Genomic DNA, 23,022 nt, shown 5'->3' on the forward strand with positions numbered 1-23,022 from the left:
ACCTCTTAATCAAGTCTCGGAAACGGATCGGATGGAAGCGCAGTGATCGCGATGGCCGGCAACGCATCCGCCTCGATCAGCGCAGCAGCCTTGGCCAGATCGCCGGCCATGTAGCGGTCCGCACCGAGCGCCGGCACCTGCTCACGCAGTGCGGCGATGACGGCGGCCAGCGACGCACTGGTCGCATGCGGCGCACGCAGCGTGATGCCCTGGGCGGCGACCAGGAGCTCGATGCCGAGGATGGCGGCGAGGTTGTCGGCCATGTCGCACAGGCGGCGCGCGGCGTGTGCGGCCATCGAGACATGGTCCTCCTGGTTGGCGCTGGTCGGCGTCGAATCGATCGAGCAGGCTGCCGCGCGCTGCTTGTTCTCGGCATAGAGCGCGGCGGCCGTCACCTCGGCGATCATGAAGCCGGAATTGATACCGGGATCGGGGGTGAGGAACGGCGGCAGGCCGAAATTCAGCGCCGGATCGACCAGCGTCGCAATGCGCCGCTCGCTGATCGCGCCGATTTCCGACAGCGCCAGCGCGAGCGCGTCGGCAGCAAAGGCCACGGGCTCGGCGTGGAAGTTGCCGCCCGAGACGATCTCGCCGGTCTCGACCAGCACCAGCGGATTGTCGGTGACGGCGTTGGCTTCGACGATCAATGTGCGCGCGGCCTGCGTGATCAGGTCGAGCGCTGCGCCCGCGACCTGCGGCTGGCAGCGCAGACAATATGGGTCCTGCACGCGCTCGTCGCCTTCGAGATGGGACAGGCGGATGTCGCTGCCATCCAACAGCGCGATAAGCGTCGCGGCTGCGGCGATCTGCCCGGGATGACCACGCAGTGCCTGGATTTCGGGACGGAACGGCGCCGTCGAGGCCATCGCGGCGTCGACCGACAGCGCACCGGTCACGAGCGCCGCACGGGCCAGGCGAAACGCGCGCAACACGCCGGCAATGGCGTAGGCGGTCGAGAATTGCGTACCGTTGATCAGCGCAAGCCCCTCCTTGGGGCCCAGCGTCAATGGCGCAAGACCGGCAGCTGTCAGCGCTTCACCGCCGGGCACGGCTTTCCCGCCGACGATCGCCTGCCCTTCGCCGATCATCACCGCCGTCATATGCGCGAGCGGCGCAAGATCGCCGGAGGCGCCGACCGAGCCCTGCTGCGGCACCAGCGGAGTGACGCCCCGTGCCAGCATGGCCTGCAACTGCTCGACCACCGCGCGGCGCACGCCGGAAGCGCCGCGCCCAAGCGAGACGATCTTCAGCGCCATCATCAGCCGCACGATAGGCTCGGGCGTGGCTGGGCCGACGCCGCAGCAATGCGACACGATCAGATTGCGCTGGAGCAGCGCGGTCTGATCGGGCGGAATGCGCTTCGAGGCCAGCTTTCCGAAGCCGGTGTTGATGCCATAGACGGGAGCGTCGGCTTGCGCGGCCCTTGCAACGATTTCGGCTGCCGCCTCGACGCGCGGCCAGAACGAGGGATCGAGCACGACGGATGCGCCTTCCAGCACGCGCGCGAGATCGTCGAGACTGACCGCTCCCGGCCTGACGACGATCGCGGTGCCCTGCTCCGTCACTGGCCCCTCCACACCCGGCGATGCAGCGGATTGAAGCCGATGCGGTAGACAAGCTCGGCGGGACGCTCGATGTCCCAGATCGCGAGGTCGCACCATTTCCCGGCTTCCAGCGTGCCGGTTTCATCGAGCACCCCCAGCGCCCGCGCGCCCTCGCGGGTGATTCCGGCGAGGCATTCGGCGACGGTCATCCGGAACAGGGTCGCGCCCATGTTCATCGTGAGCAGAAGCGAGGTCAGCGGGGAGCTGCCGGGATTGCAGTCGGTCGCAAGCGCCATGGGAACGGCGTGGGTGCGGAACGCCTCGACAGGCGGCTTCTGCGTCTCGCGGATGAAGTAGAACGCGCCGGGCAGCAGCACGGCCACCGTTCCCGTCTTCGCCATCGCGGCGGCGCCGGCTTCGTCAGTATGCTCGAGATGATCGGCCGACAGCGCCGAGAATCTTGCAGCGAGCGCAGCACCGCCAAGGTTCGAGAGCTGGTCGGCATGAAGCTTGACCGGCAGCCCAAGCCCTCTCGCCGTCTCGAACACCCGCGCGGTCTGCTCCGCCGAAAACGCGATGCCCTCCATGAAGGCATCGACGGCATCGGCAAGACCGGCCTTCGCAACGGCCGGCAGCATCTCCTTGCAGACGAGATCGATATAGCGATTCTTGTCACCCTCCGCCTCCACCGGCAGGGCGTGCGCCCCGAGGAAGGAGGTGCGGATCGCAACCGGCCGCTGGCGGCTGATGCTGCGCGCGGCCGCGAGCTGTCGCATCTCCGTTTCGGTGTCGAGACCATAGCCCGACTTGATCTCGACCGTGGTTGCGCCCTCGCCGATCAGCGCGTCGAGCCGCGGCAGCGCGCTTGCGACGAGATCTGCCTCGCTCGCCTTGCGGGTCGCGGCCACCGTCGAGACGATCCCGCCGCCGGCGCGCGCGATCTCCTCGTAGCTCGCGCCTTTCAGGCGCAGCTCGAACTCGTGGGCGCGGTTGCCGCCATAGACGAGATGGGTGTGGCAGTCGACGAGGCCGGGCGTGATCCAGCGTCCGCCGCAGTCGATCCGTTCGGCCGCATCGGCATCCGCCGAAAAATCGGCCTGCGCACCGGCATAAACGATACGGCCGCCGCGCGCGGCGATCAGGCCCCGCTCGATCTCGCCAAGATCGGGCCGGTCGGCCCGCATCGTGGCAAGCCGGGCATTGTGCCAGATCCGGTCGAAGCGCTCTGCCATGCAACGGTCCCTTCGCGTGGGATGCTTGACTTATATGTCTAGACATATAATCGTGGGACCGTTCTGTCCAGCCGGCGTGTAATCATGACCCGACTGCATTTCGCCTCCGCGCTTCTGCCCTCGGGCTGGGCCAATGACGTGCAGGTGGTGATCACCGCCGGCGCGATCGCGGCGGTGTCCGCGGGTGTGCAGCCGGCCGCCGGCGACGAGCGCCACGGAATTGCGCTTCCAGGATTGGCGAGCCTGCACAGCCACGCGTTCCAGCGCGGCATGGCGGGCCTCGCCGAGCTGCGCGGCAATTCCACCGACACGTTCTGGACCTGGCGCGAGACGATGTATCGCTTCGCCCTCGCAATGACGCCGGATGACGTTGCCGCCGTCGCGACACTTCTCTATGTCGAGATGCTTGAGCAGGGATTTACCCGCGTCGGCGAATTCCATTATCTGCATCATGATCGCGACGGCTCGCACTATTCCGATCCCGCCGAGACGGCCGCGCGCATCGCGCAGGCTGCCGAAGCCTCCGGCATTGCCCTGACGCTGCTGCCGAGTTTCTATGCGCGCGGCTCCTTCGGCGGCGCGGCGCCTCATGACGGCCAACGCCGCTTCATCTGCTCGGTCGATCAGTTCGCGGCATTGATAGCTGCGTCGCGTAAGGCGATCAGCGCATTGCCCGACGCCAATATCGGCATCGCGCCGCACAGCCTGCGCGCGGTGACGCCTGACGAGCTCGCGGCGGTCATTCCGCTTGCCGACGGCGGGCCGGTGCATATCCACGCCGCCGAGCAGGTGAAGGAAGTCGAGGACTGCCTCGCCTGGTCGGGACGGCGCCCGGTGCAATGGCTGCTGGAGCACGTTCCCGTCGATCGGCGGTGGTGCCTTATCCACGCGACCCACACGACGGATGAGGAAGTCGCCGCGTTCGCGAAGACCGGCGCGGTAGCAGGCCTCTGCCCTGTCACCGAAGCGAGTCTCGGCGATGGCACCTTCCCGGCGCGCGAATTTCTCGCTGCGGGCGGCGCGTTTGGTGTCGGCACAGATTCAAATGTGCTCGTCGGCGTCGCCGACGAATTGCGCCAGCTCGAATATGGCCAGCGGCTGAAGCATCGCGAGCGCAACGTGCTCTCCAGCGGCGCGGGCCGTTCCACCGGTCGCACATTATTCGACCATGCTCTTGCAGGCGGCGCGCAAGCGCTGGCGCAGCCGACAGTCGGCCTCGCCGCGGGCGCGCGCGCCGACATCGTCACGCTCGACACGGCACATCCTTCGCTATCGGGGCGCGCCGGCGACGCAGCCATCGACGGTTGGATCTTTGCCGCGAGCAGTGGCGCGATCGATTGCGTCTGGGCCGGCGGCCACAAGGTCGTCGAAGGCGGCCGGCACAAGTTGCGTCAGGCGGCGCGCGAGCGCTTCAACGCTGCGGTGCGGAGGCTCGTCGCATGAGTCTCGCGACCGATGCCGCCGACAAGCCGACGCTCTATAAGCGCATCCGCGCCGACATCGAGACGCGCATCCTGACCGGCGAATGGCCGCCCGGGCATCGCATTCCGTTCGAGCACGAGCTGGTGGCCCGTTACGGCTGCTCGCGCATGACGGTGAACAAGGCGCTGTCGGAGCTCGCGCAGGCCGATTTGATCGAGCGGCGGCGGCGGGCCGGTTCTTTTGTGCGCCGGCCGCAGCATCAGTCGGCGGTGCTCAAGATCGCCGACATCCGCGCCGAGATCACCGCACTGGGGCGCGGCTACGGCTACGAGTTGATCGGTCGCAAGCTGCGGGCTGCGACTGCCGCCGACCGTGACCGTCTCGGCGTGAAAAAGGCCGGCAAGGTGGTCGCGATCAGCTGCCGGCACAGCGCCGACAAAGTGCCTTTTGCGGTCGAGGACAGGCTGATTGACCTGTCCTCGGTGCCGGAGGCCGCAACCGCGGATTTCGCGCGCGAACCGCCGGGGTCGTGGCTGCTTCATCATGTCCCGTGGACGGAGGCCGAGCACACCATCAGCGCCATCGTCGCCGACGATCGCACGGCGGATGCGCTCGCGATCGCCGTCGGCGCGCCCTGCCTCGTGATCGACCGCTACACCTGGCGCAGCGCACGCACCATCACCGCCGTGCGCCTGCTCTATCCCGGTGACTCTCACCGCCTTGTCGCGCGATTCAAGGGAGGCTGAGAGGATATGTCGGCACAAATCGTGCAGCGCTTCGGGCAACGGTCCATCCGGACCGACAATGATCAACAGGACGTCAATCCATCGATCGGCAAGAGGACGACAATCATGCGTAGTTCGACGATATTTGCGACAATCATTGCTCTTTCGGCCGCCACTCCCGTGCTCGCCGACGACGTCAAGGTCGGAATCGGCATCTCCGGATGGACCGGCTTCGCGCCGCTGACGCTGGCGAAGGAGGCTGGCATCTTCAAGAAGAACGGCCTCGACGTCACCATCAAGAAGATTCCGCAGAAGGACCGCCACCTCGCGATCGCGTCCGGCGACATCCAGTGCGCGGCGACCACGGTCGAGACCTGGATCTCCTGGAACGCCAATGGCGTTGCGACCAAGCAGATCTTCCAGCTCGACAAGAGCTTTGGCGCCGACGGCATGGCCGTGCGCAACGATGTCGCCGCGATCAAGGACCTGAAGGGCAAGACCGTCGCCGCCTCCGCGCCCGGCACCTCGCCTTATTTCGCGCTGGCCTGGATGCTCAAGAAGAACGGTCTCACGGTGAAGGACGTCACCGTCGTCAACCTCGAGCCGGCCGCGGCTGCGCAGGCCTTCGTCTCCGGCCAGAACGATGCGGCGATGACCTATGAGCCGTATCTGTCGACGGTGCGCGCCGCCCCCGACAAGGGCAAGATCATCGCCACGACGCTCGATTATCCGATGGTCATGGACACCTTCGGCTGCACGCCGAAATTCCTGACGGAGAACCCGAAGGCCGCCAAGGCGCTTGCCGACAGCTATTTCGAGGCGCTCGACATGATCGCCAAGGACCAGGCCAAGGCCTACGAGATCATGGGCGCGGACGTGAAGCAAAGCGGCGAGCAATTCGGCAACTCGGCGAAATATCTGCGCTGGCAGGACAAGGCCGCGAACCAGAAGTTCTTCGCCGGCGACTTCCTGACCTTCAACAAGGAGGCTGCCGACCTGCTGCTCGAGATCGGCATCATCAAGGCCGCGCCGAAGGTCGAGGATCTCTTCGACGCCAGCTTCATCAAGTAGCTTCTTCTAGCGCTGCCGGTCCCGTCTTGCGGCGGGGCCGGCATTTCTCTTCATCGCCCGGATAGACAGTTTGATGCGTCCCCTGGACCCTGTTACATCGAAGCAGCGCGTGGCCTACGGCCTTGCGTTCTTCGTGGTGTTCGTTGCCCTCTGGTCGTGGGCGACCTTTGGCGGCTATGTGTCGAAGACCTTTCTCGCCAACCCGCTCACCATGGTGCAGGAAGGTTATGACCTCCTCGCCAAGCAGGGCTTCATCTACGACATCGGCATGACCATCTGGCGCGTCGTCGGCGGCTTTGCGCTGGCGGCGATCATCGCAGTGCCGCTCGGCGTGCTCATGGGCGCCTACAAGCCGGTCGAGGCGTTCCTCGAGCCGTTCGTCTCCTTCGCGCGCTATCTGCCCGCGTCCGCCTTCATTCCGCTGCTGATCCTGTGGGCCGGCATCGGCGAGCTGCAGAAGCTGCTCGTCATCTTCATCGGCTCGGTATTCCAGGTCATCCTGATGATCGCCGTGACCGTCGGCGCAACGCGGCGCGATCTGGTCGAGGCAGCCTATACACTCGGCGCCAAGGACCGCGGCATCATCCGCCGCGTGCTGCTGCCCTCCTCCGCACCCGAGATCGCGGAAATCCTGCGGCTGGTGCTGGGCTGGGCCTGGACCTATGTCATCGTTGCCGAGCTGATCGGCTCGTCCTCGGGCATCGGTCACATGATCACCGACAGCCAGGCGCTGCTCAACACCGGACAGATCATCTTCGGCATCATCGTGATCGGGCTGATCGGCCTCCTCTCCGACTTCATGTTCAAGGCGTTCAACGCCTGGCTGTTTCCGTGGAGGCTCGCATGACGATCCTCAAGGTCGAGCAGGTCTCGCGCACCTTCCCCGCTCGCCACGGCAACGCACCGACCAAGGCGCTGGAGCCGACCGATCTCGTGATCGGCAACAACGACTTCGTCACCATCCTCGGCCCCTCCGGCTGCGGCAAGTCCACGCTGCTGCGCATCGTTGCGGGGCTCGATCGTCCGACCAGCGGGCGGGTCACGCTCGACGGGCGCGAGGTCACCGGCCCCGGCGCGGATCGCGGCATGGTGTTCCAGTCCTACACGCTGTTTCCCTGGCTCACCGTGCGCGAGAACATCGCCTTCGGCCTGCGCGAGCGCGGCGTGTCCGAGGCGGAGCGCAACAAGATCGCCGACGCCTTCATCCGCCAGGTCGGCCTGTCCGGCTTCGAGAATCATTGGCCGAAGCAGCTCTCCGGCGGCATGCAGCAGCGCACCGCGATTGCGCGTGCGCTCGCCAATGATCCAAAAATCCTGCTGCTCGACGAGCCGTTCGGCGCGCTGGACAACCAGACCCGCGCATTGATGCAGGAGATGTTGCTCGGGATCTGGGAGCGCGACCAGAAAACCGTGCTGTTCGTGACCCACGACATCGAGGAAGCCATCTTCCTCGGCAGCCGCGTCATCGTCATGAGCGCGCGCCCCGGCCGCATCAAGGCCGAGATCACAGTGGACCTCCCGCATCCGCGCTCCTACAAGATCAAGACCACGCCGGAATTCGTCCAGCTCAAGGAACGACTGGTCGAGGAGATCCGCACCGAGGCGCTGAAGGTTACTGAGCATGCCTGACAATCGTCCTTCCGCCGACGGCGCACGCGTCCTCGCCGATCTCAATGCGCTCCGCGCCATCGGCGCCTACAAGACCGGCGTGCACAAGCCGACCTTCTCCGAGCCGCACAAGCTCTCGCTCGACTGGCTGGTGCGCAAGCTGCCCGGCGCCGGCCTCGCCGCTTCGATCGACGGGATCGGCAACGTCTTCGGCACCAGCGCAACGCCAGGACTGAAACTTCTGGCGGGCTCGCATCTGGAGAGCCAGAACTACGCCGGCTGGCTCGATGGCCCGCTCGGCATCGTCTATGCGCTCGAGGCGGCGCGCGTGCTCAATGCCGATCCGACCGTCAAAGGCGCGGTCGAAGTTGCCGCCTGGTGCGACGAGGAAGGTCATTTCGGCAGCTTCCTCGGCTCGCGCTCCTATGTCGGCCAGGTGGCCGAAGCCGAGATCGACGCCGCGCGCGACCGCACCAGCGGCCGCACCATGCGCGATGCGCTCGCCGAGATGGGGCTTGCGGGCCGTCCACGCGTCGGCGTCGAGCCGGGCCGCCACGTCGGATATCTTGAGGCGCATATCGAACAGGGCGACACGCTCGAAAGCGGCAAGCTTGCGATCGGCGTCGTCACCTCCATCGTCGGCATCTGGCAGTACCGTATCAATTTCACCGGCGAGCAGAATCACGCCGGCACTACGCGCATGGCCGTGCGCAAGGATGCGGGGCTGGCGCTGGCCAAATTCTGCGTCGCGATCGACCAGCGTTTTCCTGATACCTGCGGTCCGCGCACGGTCTGGACCACCGGGCGCATCACGCTCGATCCCGGCGCGCCAAGCATCATTCCGGGCGGCGCCGAGATGCTATTCCAGATCCGCGACGACGATCCGGCCGTCATTGCGCGGCTGGAGCAGTTGCTGCGGACCATGGCGGACGAGGCCAGCGCGAACGGTCCCTGCAGCGTCACCGTCGAGAAAATCCGCACCGGCGCGCCCGCCATGATGAATCCCGGCTTTCAGGACGCAATCGAAGCCGCGAGCAAGGCGCTGGCCGGTGGACGATCCATCCGCATGCCCAGCGGCGCCGGCCACGACGCGCAGATGCTGGCAACCGTCATGCCCGCGGCCATGCTGTTCGTGCCGTCGATCGGCGGCATCAGCCATCACTGGACCGAAAACACCGCCGACGCCGACATCGTCACCGGCGCGGAGGTATACGTTGACGCCTGCCGGCGGATCCTTGCGGGTTAGAACGAGCCAGGAAGGCGCTGCGTCGGGGCACGAGAGCGGAGTTATGACGCCCGCCCTCTCCACCGTCATTGCGAGCGAAGCGAAGCAATCCAGAGTCTCTCCACTGAGAGATTCTGGATTGCTTCGTCGCAAGCGCTCCTCGCAATGACGGAGTATGAGGTGACGGCTTGGTTCTCCAAGCGACGCCGTCATTCCCCGCGAAAGCGGGGAATCCAGTACGCCGCGGCTTCTCGATTCCGTCACAACTGCCTCTGGAATACTGGATCGCCCGCCTTCGCGGGCGATGACAGCGTGTGTGTGTGTGTGCCGCAGACATGCCTTCGCGTCCTCGCGGCGCATTTCGCCCGAGCTTTGCTTCATCTCGCTACCCTCATAGCCAAGAGGGCGCAGGGAAGGCCGGGTGCCGGCTCGCACCCGCGGTCCGCTGCGCGAAATGCACACGCAGGAAGAACCGCACAGCAGCATACAGGTGGTGCCGATCACTCGGCCTTCCCTGCGCGGTGGTCGGACGGCTTATGCCGTGATCTCCCGGGAGCCGACCATTCCTTCTGGCCTCCCTCGCCCCGCGAATTGGATGATGCAGTCTGCCCGGTTGGGTTCGCTCGCATCTCCGCAGATGCTTGACCGTAGCAACGACGGCCAGGACCACACGGTTTTGCCGTACGCACGGCCCGCCATTTCGCCGCAGTATTCCCAGCCCTGTCGACGAAGCCGGAAACTTACAGACGAGACGAAGCCTAGCAGCGCCGCTCGTCCGCACGCGGTTACGGACTCACAGGGACTACCCGCCCTGCCCGCACCTCTCATGCCGACGCTGCCGCGTCCACCGCAAGCCCGGTTCGCGATAGTGACGACACATGATCGCCCCTCTTGGTGAGCCGGGATGCGCGATACATACGCCGAAACCGAATTTCGGTAAAGTGGAATATTTTAAGCAAGGTGGATTGACAGCGGGCGACACAGGCCCTCCCCCGCTCCGTCATCCTGAGGTGCGAGTGGCGCGATGCGCGCAGCATCGCGCCGGGAGCCTCGAAGGATGAACGGCCACAGCCGGGCCGTCGCCCTTCGAGGCTCGCCGAAGGGGCGAGCACCTCAGGGTGACGGTATGGAGACGGCCGCGCGCGTTGCGAATCTGCACCGGTTCCAATGATTGAACGCAACGACCGAAGCGCCTCTGCGGCCGCGGCACCTCATGCGCGCTACAGACATAAAGTCGCGACAATCGTCGGGCTTGTCGATCGTCCTGCCTGCTCTCCCGGAGTTTCCATGTCTTCCGCCGACCGGCCTTCGACCCGCCTTGCGACCCGGCTTGCCTTTCTCGTCGCGGGTTTCGGCATCTCGTGCTGGGCGCCGCTGGTGCCGTTCGCGAAGACGCGGCTCGGCGTCGATGACGGCGTGCTCGGACTGCTGCTGCTCAGCCTCGGCATCGGCTCGGTCATCGCGATGCTGGTGACCGGAATCGTGAGCGCGCGCTACGGCAGCAGGCCGATCATCATTGCGGGCGGGTTCGGGCTGGCGCTGGTCCTGCCCCTGCTCGCGATTGCGGCTACGCCCGCAACGCTGGCTCTGGCGCTTTTCGCATTCGGCGCCGCGCTCGGCTCGATCGACGTTGCCATGAACATCCACGCCGTGGAGGTGGAGCGCGCCGCGCACCGCCCGCTGATGTCCGGCTTCCACGCCCTGTTCAGCATCGGGGGTTTCGCCGGATCCGCGCTGATGACGGCGCTGCTCTCGCTGCAATTCGGAACGCTCGCCTGCACGCTGATCTGCTCCGTCATGATGCTGATCGCGATGGTCGCGACCTCGCCGCGCCTGCTTCGCTCGGTGCAGGTGCAGGAGGGCCCGCTGTTCGTGCTGCCGCACGGATCGGTGCTGCTGCTCGCGCTGCTCGGCGCCATCACCTTCCTGGTCGAAGGTGCGATGCTCGATTGGGGCGCCCTGCTCGTCATCGGCGCAGGTCTCGTCACCGAGGCGCAAGGCGGCGCCGGCTATATCGTGTTCTCGATCGCGATGACTGCGGGCCGGCTCGGCGGCGACGCCGTCGTCGCGCGGATCGGCGACCGCACGACGTTGCTTTGGGGCAGCCTCATCGCGATCGCCGGTTTCGTGGTCCTGCTCACGGCGCCCATTGCAGCGGTCGCCATCGGCGGATTCCTGCTGATCGGGCTCGGCGCGTCGAATCTCGTGCCGGTGCTGTTCCGCCGGGCGGCGCGGCAGACGGTGATGCCCACGGGGCTTGCGGTCGCGGCGATCACGACCGCGGGCTACGCAGGAATCCTCATCGGCCCCGCCGGCGTCGGCTTCGTCGCACGTTTTGGCGGATTGCCCATGGCGTTCTGGTTGCTGGCTGCGCTGATGGGTCTGGTCACGCTGACGGCACACATCGTCACAAAGGACCCGGGTAAGACCACGGCGACCTAACCCCTTCCATTTCCAGCATGATTGAGGCGGAGCCGAAGCCGACCCAAGCCATCTGCGCAGGTCTGCCAGCCATGCTGCTTTCGGCCAGTTTACTGGACGCCTCGTTCTGCTAGACCAGAACAAAATACCTTTTGACTCCCGTTGCGGGGGCAATGGCACGTGCCAGCTCACAATAACAACCAAGACTCGGCCATTTCATTCGGGCCATTTCGGCTGTTTCCCAAGTCCCGGCTCCTGGAGAAGGAAGGGGAGCCGCTTCATGTCGGCGGCCGCGCGCTCGATATTCTCATCCTGCTTGCCGAGCGCCCCGGAGAAGTCATCGACAAGAGAGAGCTGGTCAAGCGCATCTGGGCCGAGGTGAATGTCGACGAGGGCAGTCTGCGCTTCCATGTCGCAGCGTTGCGCAAGGTGCTCGGCGATACCGGCAAATCGGCCCGTTATGTCCTCAATGTACCCGGCCGTGGCTATTGCTTTGTCGCCCCGTTCGTTCAAGCGCCCTCGCAGGTCGCGCCAGCCGCCGCCGAAATCATTCCTCCCCGCTCCCTGCCCGCCCAGCTTGCGAAGATGGTCGGACGCGAGGAGGTCATCGAGAAGATTTCGAACGGCCTGACGCTCTATCGCTTCATGACCCTGGTCGGTCCCGGCGGCATCGGCAAGACCGCCGTCGCCGTCACGGTCGGGCATCGGCGCTCGGCGGATTTCGACGGCCGCGTCTTCTTCGTCGATTTCGGTCCGCTGCGGGATGCGAGCCATGTCCCAACCAGCATCGCCTCCGTCCTCGGACTGACCGTCAGCGCGGAGGATCCGACGCCGGCCATTCTGACATTTCTGAAGACCGGACCGGCCCTGCTGATCTTCGACAGTTGCGAGCATGTGCTGGATACCCTGGCGCCTCTCGTTGAGCGCATCGTTCGCGAAGCGCCGCAGCTTCGGGTTCTCGCCACCAGCCGCGAGTCGTTCCGGAGCGAAGGCGAGCGGATCTTCCGGCTGTTTCCGCTGGATTGTCCGCCCGAGCGCGAGGGCCTCGACGTCGCCGCGGTTCTCGCCTACCCGGCGGCCCAGCTCTTCGTCGAGCGCATCGCACAGAGCTCCGGGCCGTTCCAGCTCAGCGCGGAAGAGGCGCCGCTTGTCGCCAGCATCTGCCGGCGCCTCGATGGCATTGCGCTGGCGATCGAACTCGCGGCGGGCCGCGTCAATGCGTATGGCATCGCAGGCACCGCCTCCCTGCTCGACAGCCGCTTCTCGCTGCAATGGCGCGGACGGCGCACCGCCGTCCCGCGGCACCAGACGCTCGCCGCCGCCCTCGACTGGAGCTACGACCTGCTGCCTCCGGCGGAAAGCGCCACCTTGCGACGATTGTCGGTGTTCGCAGGGCCGTTCGCGCCGGAGGCGGCCGCCGCGGTCGCGTCCGGCGACGGCCTCAGCACCTCGGAGACGCTGGAGGCGATCGACAGCCTGGTCACCAAATCGCTGATCTCGCCATCCGGCTCGCGGGCGCTACGCTATCGCCTGCTCGACACCACGCGCACCTACGCGCTCGGGAAACTGAACGAGCTCGGCGAAGCCAGGCAGTTCGCGCGGCGCCATGCGGAGCACTTTCGCGATTGCTTCGAGCGCGCGGGGGCGGACACGTCGACGCCGCTGCCCGAATGGCTCGGCACCTATGGTGGGGAGCTCGACAATGTGCGCGCGGCGCTGGACTGGGCCTTCGCGCCCGACGGCGACACCAGGCTCGGCATTGCGCTGACGGCGGCAGCGGTCACCCTGTGGGTGCGTCTGTCGCTGTTCGCCGAATGCCGCGAGCGCAGCAGAACGGCACTGGCGGCGCTTGGAGACGACGGCGACAACGACCGCATCCGCATGCAGCTCCTGTCGGCACTCGGTTGGTCGCTGATGTATGGCGAGGGCCGCGCGCGCGAGGCGCGCCCGATCCTCGAGACGACGCTCGAGCTGGCTGAGAGCCTCGACGACAAGGACTTCCGGCTGCGGGCGCTCTGGGGCCTGTGCATCGACCAGTTCAACAACGGGCAATTCGGCAAGGCCCGCGGGCTCGCCGAGCGCTTTGCGAACGCGGCTGCGAATTCGCCCGACAGCACCGATCTTATGCTGGGCGACCGCCTGATGGCTGTCGCGTTGCATTATCTCGGGGACCAGGACGACGCGCGGCAGCGTATCGATCGGGTGAACGCCTCGCTGCATGTGCTGGTGGAGAAGCCAAAAATCTTCCCGCTCGATCTCAGGATATCGACGCAATATTTCCGGGCCCGCATCCTGTGGCTTCAGGGCCTCGCCGACCAAGCCCAGGCGCTCGCCGCCAAGAACATCGAGGAAGGCCGCGCCAACGGCCATGCGCTGACCTTCTGCAGCGTGCTGGGACAGGCCGTCTGCCCGATCGCGTTCTGGTCCGGCGATTTCGATGCCGCCGAGCGCCACGGCGCCGAGCTGCTCGAACACACCGAGCGCCACGGAATCCGGTTGTGGGGCCTATGGGCACGCGCCTTCAACGCCGCGGTCGTGGCCAGGCGCGGCGACATCGCCACCGGCCTGCCGCTCCTGCGCGAAGAGCTCAACCGCGCCGGCGATGCGCGCTTCCTGCCGCGCTTTCTCCCGCTGCTCGGCGAGCTCGCCGCGTGCTTCCTCGAAGCCGACCAGGTCGACCGTGGCCTCGACGTGATCGAAGACGTCCTGACCCGTTGCAACGACCGGCAGGAGCGCTGGTATCTGCCGGAGCTGCTCCGCATCAAGGGAGAATTGATGCTCAGAAGCGCGCGGCATTCGGAGCAGGCCGAGGCGCACTTTCGCGAGGCCATCGACATTGCCGTCGAGCAGGGCGCGCGCTTCTGGGAGCTCCGCTGCGCGACCAGCCTCGCGCGCGCCATGATCGGAGCCGGCCGGGGCGCGGAAGCTCGGGCGCTTCTCGACAACGTCTGCGGGACGTTTACCGAAGGCTCCGATATCGCCGACATGCGCATGGCCCGCGATCTGATCGCGCGATCGCGGGCCTGACGGCGCGGCGTCTTGATCTAGCCTCCGACGGCAGCGGCGCGGCGCGGCAGCTTCCAGCCGGGCCGGATGAAGTGGCAGGTGTAGCCGTCGGGATAACGTTCGAGATAGTCCTGATGCTCGGGCTCGGCCTCCCAGAACTCTCCTGCGGGCGCGACCTCGGTCACCACCTTGCCGGGCCACAGGCCCGACGCCTCGACGTCGGCAATGGTGTCTTCGGCGATCTGCTTCTGCTCATCGCTCGCATAGAAGATCGCGGAGCGATAGCTGGTGCCCCGATCATTGCCCTGGCGATCGAGCGTGGTGGGATCGTGGATCTGGAAGAAGAACTCGAGCATGGTCCGGTAGCTGGTCTTGGCGGGATCGAACATGATCTCGATCGCCTCGGCGTGGCCTTCGTGGTTGCGGTAGGTCGCGTTTTTCACCTTGCCGCCGGTGTAGCCGACGCGTGTCGAAATCACGCCTGGTTGCTTGCGGATCAGATCCTGCATGCCCCAGAAGCAGCCTCCGGCCAAAACTGCGCGTTCCGTCGTCATTTGATGCTCCTTGGTTTCGTCGAGATGCTTACCTTTGCTCTGCAACTGCACGCAAGCGCGGGTCATCCTTGTCGTCGTGGTATTCGAGGCCCAGCGGCCCGATCGCGCTCACCTGCGTAACGTACTCGCCGGACTTCGCCCAATGGAAATGCCAGGTCTCGCCAGGCAGCACGATAACACTGCCCGGCGGATAGGCTCTGACTTTATCGCCATCAAAACTCTCGCCAAGCCCGATGTAGAACACGCCCGACATGACCGTGTAGATGCGGTCCTCCGGATGCTTGTGCGGCATCAGCCTGGTGCCGCCGGGCACCTTGACCCGGACCACGTAAGGCCCGGGCTCGGCGGGATGTCCCACCATGACGGCCAACCGCGCGCCCGGCGGGAATGCCGGGAAGGGCTGCCATGCGATATCCTCGGGCAGGATCGCCCGGAACCTGTCCTCATCCGGCTGATGTTGGCGAAACGGATTTTGGCGAGACGGATTTTGGCGAGACATGGCAGCACTCCCAGCGTTCATTCAGCCCAGCTTGGCGTCAAGCGTGATCGCGGCGTTGAGCACCTTCGACACCGGGCAGTTCTTCTCGGCCTCGCCGGCGATCTTGGCAAAACCGGCGTCGTCGAGGTTCGGCACCTTGGCGCGCAAGGTCAACGCGGACTTGCTGATCTTGAAGCCCTTGCCTTCGGGCTCCAGGGTCACGGCGGCTTCGGTCGAAAGCTCGTCCGGCGTGAAACCTGCCATCTGAAGACCAAAGGCCAGCGCCATCGTAAAACAGCCGGCATGGGCCGCAGCGATCAACTCCTCGGGATTGGTGCCCTTCTCGTTCTCGAAGCGCGTCTTGAATGAATAGGGCGTTTCACTGAGCACGCCGGATTCGCTCGAGAGCTGACCGTTGCCGTCGCGGCCCGTGCCCTTCCAAACTGCTTTTGCCTTGCGGATCATCTCAATTCTCCTCGATTGTTTTTGCGCACCAGCGCTCTGTACCGGTGGAAGGCGGCATCGGCGTGACCGCCTGCCGCCGCTCCAACCGGCCGAGCGTCGCAACGGTTCCGTTAGCTGCCGATCTGTCCAACGTGGAAGCCGAGCCGGTTCTCGACGTCCCCGGAGCGGTGGAAACCGCGCGCCATCAGCGCCTTGATCCTGGTCTGGCTCGCGGGGCGACCGAGCGAGGCCAGGAACGCGTCCCACTCCGGCTTGATTTCGGCGTCCGGCGGCAGGCTTGCGACATCGACAAGACGCTTGGTCTGGGCGATCGCCTCCTTGTCGAACGAGGCGATGCGCATCGCGAGTGCCTCGACGAAACCATCGAGCTCGGCATCCGGCAACGACCGGTTGACGTAACCGTAGCGTTCGGCGAGATCGCCATGGATGTCGTCGGCGCCGAGCAGCACTTCGAGCGCACGGCCGCGGCCCATCAGGCGCGGCAGCCGCGCCATCGGCCCGCCACCGGGCACGAGGCCCGCGCCGACCTCCCATTGCGACAGGATCGCCTTCTCGCGGCTGGCAAAGCGCATGTCGCTCGCGAGCGCGAGCTCGCTGCCGACGCCGGTCGCGCGGCCCCGGATCGCGGCAATGGAGACGACCGGCGCGCGGCTGAGGCGCACCAGCATGTCGGGCAGCGCCTCGAGGCCGGTCGGTCCGCGCGGGACACGAAGCGAGTCCTCCAGCGGCGCGAGGAAGTCGTAATGGGTGATGAAGAAGCCTTCGACGGCACTGTCGAACACCACGACCTTCACGTCCGGATCCGTCTCGATCCTGGTGACGATGTCGCCCAGCACCGGCAACTGCTTCGGGCCGAAAATATTCACCGGCGGCATGTCGAAGGTGACACGCCAGTAGGACGGCAGGCGGCGCTCGAGGTGGATCTGCTCGGTCGTGAAGGTGGGTTCGGGACGGTTCATTGCTTGCACTCCTGATGTATGGGTTCGCATCTCAGATCGATTGCCGCAGCGGACGGAACGCGGTGCGCACTTCCGCGGAGAACAGCGCCGGCTGCTCCCAGGCCGCGAAGTGTCCGCCCTCGTCGAGACGGTTGTAGTGGATCAGCTTGGGATAGGCCTTCTCGGCCCAGCTCCGCGGCGCGGCGTAGATCTCGTCCGGAAAGACGCTGACGGCGACCGGGATCTTGATGTGCTTGGGCGCGAAGAACACCAGCTTGTTCTCCCAGTACAGCCGCGCCGACGACACCGCGGTGTTGGTGAGCCAATAGAGCGTGATGTTGTCGACCACATCGTCGCGCGACAGCCCTTCCGTCCGGCCATCGAACACGCGCGCGATCATCGCGGCGCTGCGCGCATCGTGATCGAGCATCCAGGACGCGAGGCCCGCGGGCGAATCCACGAGGCCATTGAGCGTCTGCGGCCGGTTCGACATCTCGATCGCGTAGCCGAGACCGTGCTTGTAGAAATCATCGAGCTGGTCGTAGGCAAGGCGCTCGTCCGCCGGGAGGTTCGCCGGGCGCGTTCCGCCGGGTTGAAGCGCCTTGGCGATGTCGTCGGGGACGGCCGCGGGCATGTTGGTGTGGATGCCGAGCAATTCCGGCGGCGCGATCAGCGCCATCTGCTCCGTCACGGCATTGCCCCAATCGCCGCCTTGCGCGACATAGCGGTTGTAGCCGAGCCGCTTCATCAGCACGATCCAGGCCCGCGCGATGCGCTGGGGGTCCCAGCCGAGCACCGTCGGCTTGCCCGAGAAGCCGTGGCCGGGGAGCGAGGGAATCACAAGGTCGAACGCGTCCGCGGCCCTGGCGCCGTGCGCGGTCGGATCGGTGAGCGGACCGACGATCTTCATCTGCTCGATGATCGAACCGGGCCAGCCATGCGTGACGATCATCGGCAGTGCATTCTCGTGCCGCGAGCGGACGTGAATGAAGTGAATGTCGACGCCGTCGATTTCGGTGACGAATTGCGGCAAGGCGTTCAATCGCGCTTCCACCTTGCGCCAGTCGTAGTCGCTCTGCCAGTAGCGCACGAGCTGTTGCAACGTCGTCAGCTGCACGCCCTGCGATTGATCGGTGACGATCTCGCGATCCGGCCAGCGCGTTGCAGCCAGGCGCCGGCGCAGGTCGAGCAGATCCTGCTCGGGCACGCTGATCTGGAAGGGGCGGATGGCGCCGCCTGCGGTAGCCTTGGCCGGATGCAGCGGCAACAGGCTCGATACGCTGGCGGCAACCGCGGTCATCGCGGCCTGGCTCAGCAATTGACGGCGGTCGGGATTGAGGCTCTCAGTTCGTGCGTGCGCGGTCACGTTGGATCTCCCTTGCTTTGGTCGGCGACGTTGACCGAGTTCAAAATCAACGCGTCGGTTGGTGTGCAGAGAGATTGGCGCAGGCCCCGGCAATTTGCTCGTTATGGAGTGTTAGCCTGCGTTAGCCGTTGCGAGTCCGGTCGCTGCAAGAGAGCGATGACATCCGCGCAATACGACACCGCGCGCGACGACCAAGTCATCGCGCGCCGTGTCGGCCAGGATCGGAAGATGCCTTTCGTTGCAACTCAAGACGGCAGCGGCTGGCCGGCCTGCTCGCGGACGATGTAGTCGGCGTACCAGTCCCGCCAGTTGTCGTCGTGTCCGCCAGTCCGCGCCTCATGCTCGCCATGGGCCAGCGCCGCGCGACGCAGCGCTGCGGCCAGATCGGTCGCTGAGGCGAATGTCGTGCCGTCGCCTGCGATGCGTCCGGGCAATCGTGTCGTGACTTCCTGGAACAGCCAGCCATTGCCGTCGGGATCGCTGAACGCGGCGAATGAAGCATAGCTGCCGCGCTTCGGGTCAGCACCGCTGACTCGAACGCTGCCGAACAGATAGGGCTCGTCAGGCCCGGCATGAACGTCGCCGGCACCGTGAAATGCCTCGCTGACTTCGACACCGCGGTCGAGCAGGACCTGTCGTGCCGCCTCGAGATCGGAGACGACCAGATACAGGCCTCGCGCCGAGCCGGGCGCTGCGGCCGTGACGTTCGTGCCGAAGATCACCGAACAGGCCGAGCCCGGCGGCGTGAACTGGATCACGCGCCAGTCGTCGCCTGACGTGAAATCGGCGTCCAGTCGCCAGCCGAGACGCGTGTAGAACGCCTTGGCGCGGTCGACATCGGACACCGGAATCACGAGGACCTCGAGCTTCAAATCAACTCCGCGAGATTTCGAGGGCTTGGTTTCAGCTTCGCGATTCATCTCGATCACAGCCATGTCCAACTCCTTGTTTCAAGCCGCGGGTCCGGGATCGACACCCGCTCTCAACGTCAGGACTATCGCGCAAACAACAGACCTTTGCCCGTTATGGCGTGTTAGGGTCCGCTAGCCGTTGTGAGGGAGGGTCACGCCGCAGCGATCGGCATCACGATGGTGACCCGCGTGCCGCCCTCCCCCGCCTCGCCCTGCAGCCGCGCATGGATGCTGCGTGCGAGCCCTTCGAGAATCCGGCTGCCGGTGCCCTGGAGCGGACCGGTCGCGCCGATGCCGTTGTCGGCCACCGTGCAGAGCCAGGCGCCGTCGCGCCGGGCCATGCCGATGCGGATCAGCGCACCATTCTTGTTCGGGAAAGCATGCTTTGCCGCATTCGTGACCAGCTCCGTCAGCATCAGCGCGAGCCGATGACACTGCGCCGCCGGCAATGTGCCGCTTTCGATCGCAGCCTCGCAGCGGATACCTGCCGGTTCCAGCACAGCCTCGGAGATCGCCTCGCACAGGCTTTCGAAGAATGCCGCTGCGGAGACGAACGGCAGATCGTCATGATCGGACAGAAGTTGATAGAGCCTGCCGAAGGCGACGATGCGCCGCTCGAGCCGGTCCACCGCCAGCGACATAACGCCTCTGCCCGCGCGCGTGAAATCGCGACGGACTGACGCACCCAGCAGGGTCAGCGTGTTCTTCATGCGATGGTGGGATTCCCGCAGCACGAGCTCCCAATCACGCGACTGATCATCGAGACCAGGTACAAATTGAGATCGAACGACATGGTCGTTCGGCCGAGCGCCGATCGCGGACATCATAGCCTCCCGTTGAAAATTGCGTCTAACTCGAAGGGCATACTGGATGCTGTTTGCGCCCGTTGCTCGTTAGACGTTGCAAGATTCTGTTATGATCACCGTCGCGCGACGAGTGAGATCCAGATCCGCCATCGCGGCCGGCGCATTGCCGAGATGTCCCGATCGCTCAGACCACTCGCGTTTAAGTTAGATTTGCGACGCTCCTCGCGTGATCGGCGATTGCGATGATCGCCACGCGATTTCGCCACTTTCGGCCAGTGTACTGGACGTCTCGTTCTGTTAGACCAAGACTGCACTTCAGCATTGTCACTGGAATAATTGGCCCGTGCCGGACACTAACGAGCAAGATTCGGTCATTGCCTTCGGGCCATTTCGCTTGTTCACGAAGTCGCGGCTGCTCGAGAAGGACGGCGCTCCGCTTCACCTCGGCGGCCGTGCGCTCGACATCCTCATTTTTCTCGCCGAGCGTGCGGGTGAGGTCGTCGACAAGCGGGAGCTGATCAAGCGCATCTGGGCCGACGTGAATGTCGACGAAGGCAGCCTGCGTTTCCACATCACGACGTTGCGCAAGGCTTTGAACGACAAGGCCTTGAACGATGCCGGCGAAGGCTCCCGCTACGTGATCAACGTCCCCGGGCGCGGCTATTGCTTCGCGGCCCCGCTGCTCCGGGCTGCGCCTTCGGAGAGCCGGACCAGCCTGCCCGCCGCTTCGCCCCGCTCGCTGCCCGCGCCACTCGCGAAGATGATCGGGCGTGACGATGCGGTCGAGAAGATCTCGGCCGAGCTTGCCCAGCATCGCTTCGTCACAATCGTCGGCCCGGGCGGAATCGGCAAGACGTCGGTCGCACTTGCCGTCGCGCATCGCGAGCTCGCGGCCTTCGATGACCAGGTATGTTTCGTCGATTTCGGCGCGCTGACGGATGTCCGGCTCGCTCCCGGCACGATCGCGGCCGCGCTGGGCCTGACCGTCAATGCCGACGATCCCGTGCCGAGCCTGCTGACGGTCCTGCGCAGCCGGCGCATGCTGCTGGTGTTCGACAGTTGCGAGCATATCCTCGACGAGCTCGCCCCTCTGGCCGAGCGCATGGTCCGCGAGGCGCCGAAGCTGCATATTCTGGCCACCAGCCGCGAATCCTTTCGCACCGAAGGTGAGCGCGTCCACCGGCTGTTTCCGCTGGATTGCCCGCCGCAGCGCGAAGGCCTCGGCATCGCCGACATCCTTGCCTATCCCGCAAGCCAGCTCTTCGTAGAACGCATTGCCGAGAGCCTGAGCGAGTTCGAGCTCACCGAGGAGGATGCGCCGCTCGTTGCAGAGATCTGCCGGCGGCTGGACGGCATTGCCCTGGCGATCGAGCTCGCGGCCGGACGTGTCAACGCCTATGGCATTGCCGGGACCGCATCACTGCTGGACAGCCGCTTCTCGCTGCTGTGGCGGGGACGGCGCACCGCGATTCCGCGGCACCAGACCCTGAGCGCCGCGCTCGCCTGGAGCTACGATTTGCTGCCGCCGGCCGAGAGCGCGACCCTGCGCGGCTTGTCGGTGTTCGTCGGGCCGTTCACGCTGGAAGCCGCGCTTGCGGTCGCGTCCTGCCAGGGCATCAGCGAGGGCGAAGGTGTGGAAGCCATTTCCAACCTGCTCTCCAAATCCCTGATCGCGACCTCGCCGGCGGAGCGGCGACTGCGCTATCGCCTGCTCGACACCACCCGCGCCTTCATGGCGGACAAGCTCGTCGAGAATGGCGAAGCGGACCGCGTCGCGCGCGCCCACGCCGAATATTTCCGCGATTTCCTGCGCGACATTGCCCTCAAATCCACGGGCATGCAGAGCGCGGGCGGCTTCCTTCCCTATGCCGACCATTTGCCCAATGTCAGGGCTGCGCTGACCTTCAGCTTTTCGGACGGCGGCGACCGGACGATCGGCGTAGATCTGGCGGCCTCGGCGGCGCAATTCTTCCTCGAACTGACATTGCTGACGGAATGCTACCGATGGACCCAGCAGGCGCTGGCGTCCCTCGACACGAACGCCGTGGACAGCCGGCAGGAGATGACCCTGCAGGCCGCGCTCGGCGTTTCCGTGATGTTCACGCAAGGCAACACGGAAGCGGTCCGGTCGGCCTTCACGCGCAGTCTCGAGCTCGCCCGGCAGCTCGAGGACCTGCACTGGCAGCTCTGGCTGTTGCGCGGATTGCACATCTACCTGACCAGGGTCGGAGATTTTCACGGCGCGCTCGACACCGGCGAGCAGGGCGAGGGCGTTGCGCGCAAACTGAATGATTCCGCCGCCACGCTGAACGTCGATTGGATGCTCGGCGTCGCGCATCATTTGATCGGCAACCAGGACAAGGCGGTTCGGTTCTGCGAAAGCGCGATGGTGCACAATCCCGGCTCGCAACGACTGAATATCGGGCATCTCGGCTATGACGACCGCATCGTGGCGCTGGTTGCGCTGGCGCGCGGGCTCTGGCTCACAGGCCGGCCCGAGCGAGCGGTCGAGGTGGCCAGATACACGGTTCGCGAGGCCGAGCTGCTCGAGCAGCCGCTCACCCTCGGCATCTCCCTGATCTGGACGATCTACGTGTTCCTCTGGGTCGGCGACTGGGCCAGTGCCGAAATCCTGATCGAGCGGCTGATCGACCATTCAGCGCGGCACTTCCTCGGCCCCTATCACGCGGTCGGCATCGGCCAGAAGGGCGAGTTGCTGTTGCGCCGTGGCGACGTCGCGGGGGGTATCGAGCACCTCCGCCGCAGTCAGGCTACGTTGTACGCGACACGGCACCGCATCATGACGACGGTGTTTGCGACGGCGCTCGCGGAGGGTCTCGCCTCCCAGAACCAGCCCGACGAGGCCTTGCAGACGATCAACGAGGCGATCGCCCAGATTCCCGATCATGGCGAATCCTTCGACATGCCGGAGATGCTCAGAATCAAGGGTGACATCCTCGCCGGGTCGGGCAACGCTGTGGAGGCGGAGAGCACCTTGCGCAGATCGCTCGATCTGTCGCGGCGTCAATCCGCGGTCGGCTGGGAGCTTCGCGGGGCGATCAGCCTTGGCCGCATCTGGGAGCAGGCCGGCAAGGCCGCTGACGTCCGCGCTTTGCTCAACCCCCTCGTTGCGCGCTACCAGGAGGGCTTCCAGACCCGCGATCTGATCGCTGCCAGGGAGCTGCTGGGCACCCTGAATTGAGAGTATCTTCAACGAGATACTGCCATGCTGCCCGCTCGCAACTCCTAA

Annotated in this window: 18 protein-coding genes; 9 read left to right on the top strand and 9 right to left on the bottom strand. The window is 65.8% G+C overall.

The window, feature by feature from the left end:
* Positions 1–5: 5 nt before the first annotated feature.
* On the bottom strand, positions 6–1,565 hold the full coding sequence (hutH, locus tag GA0061098_RS24895; RefSeq protein WP_091962642.1) for a histidine ammonia-lyase: 1,560 nt from the start codon (positions 1,563–1,565) through the stop codon (positions 6–8).
* Positions 1,562–2,776, bottom strand: a complete 1,215-nt coding sequence (hutI, locus tag GA0061098_RS24900; RefSeq protein ID WP_091962645.1) for an imidazolonepropionase — start codon at positions 2,774–2,776, stop codon at positions 1,562–1,564. Before hutI ends, hutH begins: the two co-directional genes overlap by 4 nt.
* A gap of 84 nt (positions 2,777–2,860) precedes the next feature.
* Here hutI and GA0061098_RS24905 point away from each other — a divergent pair, with 84 nt between their 5' ends.
* The 8 genes from GA0061098_RS24905 (at position 2,861) to GA0061098_RS24945 (ending at position 14,275) form a co-directional block, all read left to right on the top strand.
* Entirely contained in the window at positions 2,861–4,219 is a 1,359-nt protein-coding gene (locus GA0061098_RS24905) for a formimidoylglutamate deiminase (RefSeq protein ID WP_091962650.1), read from the top strand.
* On the top strand, positions 4,216–4,944 hold the full coding sequence (gene hutC / locus GA0061098_RS24910; RefSeq protein WP_091962654.1) for a histidine utilization transcriptional repressor HutC: 729 nt from the start codon (positions 4,216–4,218) through the stop codon (positions 4,942–4,944). Before GA0061098_RS24905 ends, hutC begins: the two co-directional genes overlap by 4 nt.
* A 105-nt stretch (positions 4,945–5,049) precedes the next feature.
* A complete protein-coding gene (locus tag GA0061098_RS24915; RefSeq protein WP_091963144.1) occupies positions 5,050–5,994 on the top strand; it encodes an ABC transporter substrate-binding protein in 945 nt (314 codons plus the stop codon).
* Between the two features lie 73 nt (positions 5,995–6,067).
* Positions 6,068–6,841, top strand: a complete 774-nt coding sequence (locus GA0061098_RS24920; RefSeq protein WP_091962657.1) for an ABC transporter permease — start codon at positions 6,068–6,070, stop codon at positions 6,839–6,841.
* Positions 6,838–7,623, top strand: coding sequence for an ABC transporter ATP-binding protein (locus GA0061098_RS24925; RefSeq protein WP_165637583.1), 786 nt, complete (start codon positions 6,838–6,840; stop codon positions 7,621–7,623). Before GA0061098_RS24920 ends, GA0061098_RS24925 begins: the two co-directional genes overlap by 4 nt.
* A complete protein-coding gene (locus GA0061098_RS24930) occupies positions 7,616–8,848 on the top strand; it encodes a Zn-dependent hydrolase (protein WP_091962663.1) in 1,233 nt (410 codons plus the stop codon). Before GA0061098_RS24925 ends, GA0061098_RS24930 begins: the two co-directional genes overlap by 8 nt.
* 1,266 nt (positions 8,849–10,114) lie before the next feature.
* Positions 10,115–11,269 carry an MFS transporter gene (locus GA0061098_RS24940; RefSeq protein WP_165637584.1) on the top strand — a complete coding sequence of 385 codons (1,155 nt, stop codon included), beginning with the start codon at positions 10,115–10,117 and terminating at the stop codon, positions 11,267–11,269.
* Between the two features lie 159 nt (positions 11,270–11,428).
* On the top strand, positions 11,429–14,275 hold the full coding sequence (locus GA0061098_RS24945; protein ID WP_091962671.1) for an ATP-binding protein: 2,847 nt from the start codon (positions 11,429–11,431) through the stop codon (positions 14,273–14,275).
* A 17-nt stretch (positions 14,276–14,292) separates the two neighbouring features.
* Here the strand turns inward: GA0061098_RS24945 and msrA are convergent, their stop codons facing one another.
* The 7 genes from msrA to GA0061098_RS24980 all read right to left on the bottom strand — a co-directional run bounded on the left by msrA (position 14,293) and on the right by GA0061098_RS24980 (position 19,790).
* On the bottom strand, positions 14,293–14,808 hold the full coding sequence (gene msrA / locus GA0061098_RS24950) for a peptide-methionine (S)-S-oxide reductase MsrA (protein WP_091963147.1): 516 nt from the start codon (positions 14,806–14,808) through the stop codon (positions 14,293–14,295).
* A gap of 28 nt (positions 14,809–14,836) precedes the next feature.
* A complete protein-coding gene (locus tag GA0061098_RS24955) occupies positions 14,837–15,307 on the bottom strand; it encodes a cupin domain-containing protein (RefSeq protein WP_091962675.1) in 471 nt (156 codons plus the stop codon).
* Between the two features lie 21 nt (positions 15,308–15,328).
* Positions 15,329–15,751, bottom strand: coding sequence for an OsmC family protein (locus GA0061098_RS24960; RefSeq protein WP_091962679.1), 423 nt, complete (start codon positions 15,749–15,751; stop codon positions 15,329–15,331).
* A gap of 110 nt (positions 15,752–15,861) precedes the next feature.
* Positions 15,862–16,710: an enoyl-CoA hydratase/isomerase family protein gene (locus GA0061098_RS24965; RefSeq protein ID WP_165637585.1), complete on the bottom strand. Its 849-nt coding sequence runs from the start codon at positions 16,708–16,710 to the stop codon at positions 15,862–15,864.
* A gap of 31 nt (positions 16,711–16,741) precedes the next feature.
* A complete protein-coding gene (locus GA0061098_RS24970) occupies positions 16,742–18,055 on the bottom strand; it encodes an epoxide hydrolase family protein (RefSeq protein ID WP_091962686.1) in 1,314 nt (437 codons plus the stop codon).
* Positions 18,056–18,300: 245 nt separating this feature from the next.
* The gene (locus GA0061098_RS24975) at positions 18,301–18,990 is read right to left on the bottom strand and encodes a VOC family protein (RefSeq protein WP_091962689.1); all 690 of its coding nucleotides are present in this window, start codon (positions 18,988–18,990) and stop codon (positions 18,301–18,303) included.
* Between the two features lie 128 nt (positions 18,991–19,118).
* A complete protein-coding gene (locus GA0061098_RS24980; RefSeq protein ID WP_091963150.1) occupies positions 19,119–19,790 on the bottom strand; it encodes a sensor histidine kinase in 672 nt (223 codons plus the stop codon).
* A gap of 325 nt (positions 19,791–20,115) precedes the next feature.
* On the opposite strand from GA0061098_RS24980, the gene GA0061098_RS24985 reads away from it, so the two are divergent.
* Positions 20,116–22,974 carry an ATP-binding protein gene (locus GA0061098_RS24985; protein WP_091962693.1) on the top strand — a complete coding sequence of 953 codons (2,859 nt, stop codon included), beginning with the start codon at positions 20,116–20,118 and terminating at the stop codon, positions 22,972–22,974.
* Positions 22,975–23,022 lie beyond the last annotated feature (48 nt).

Origin of the sequence: Bradyrhizobium shewense (genome assembly GCF_900094605.1) — a bacterium.
GTDB lineage: Bacteria > Pseudomonadota > Alphaproteobacteria > Rhizobiales > Xanthobacteraceae > Bradyrhizobium > Bradyrhizobium shewense.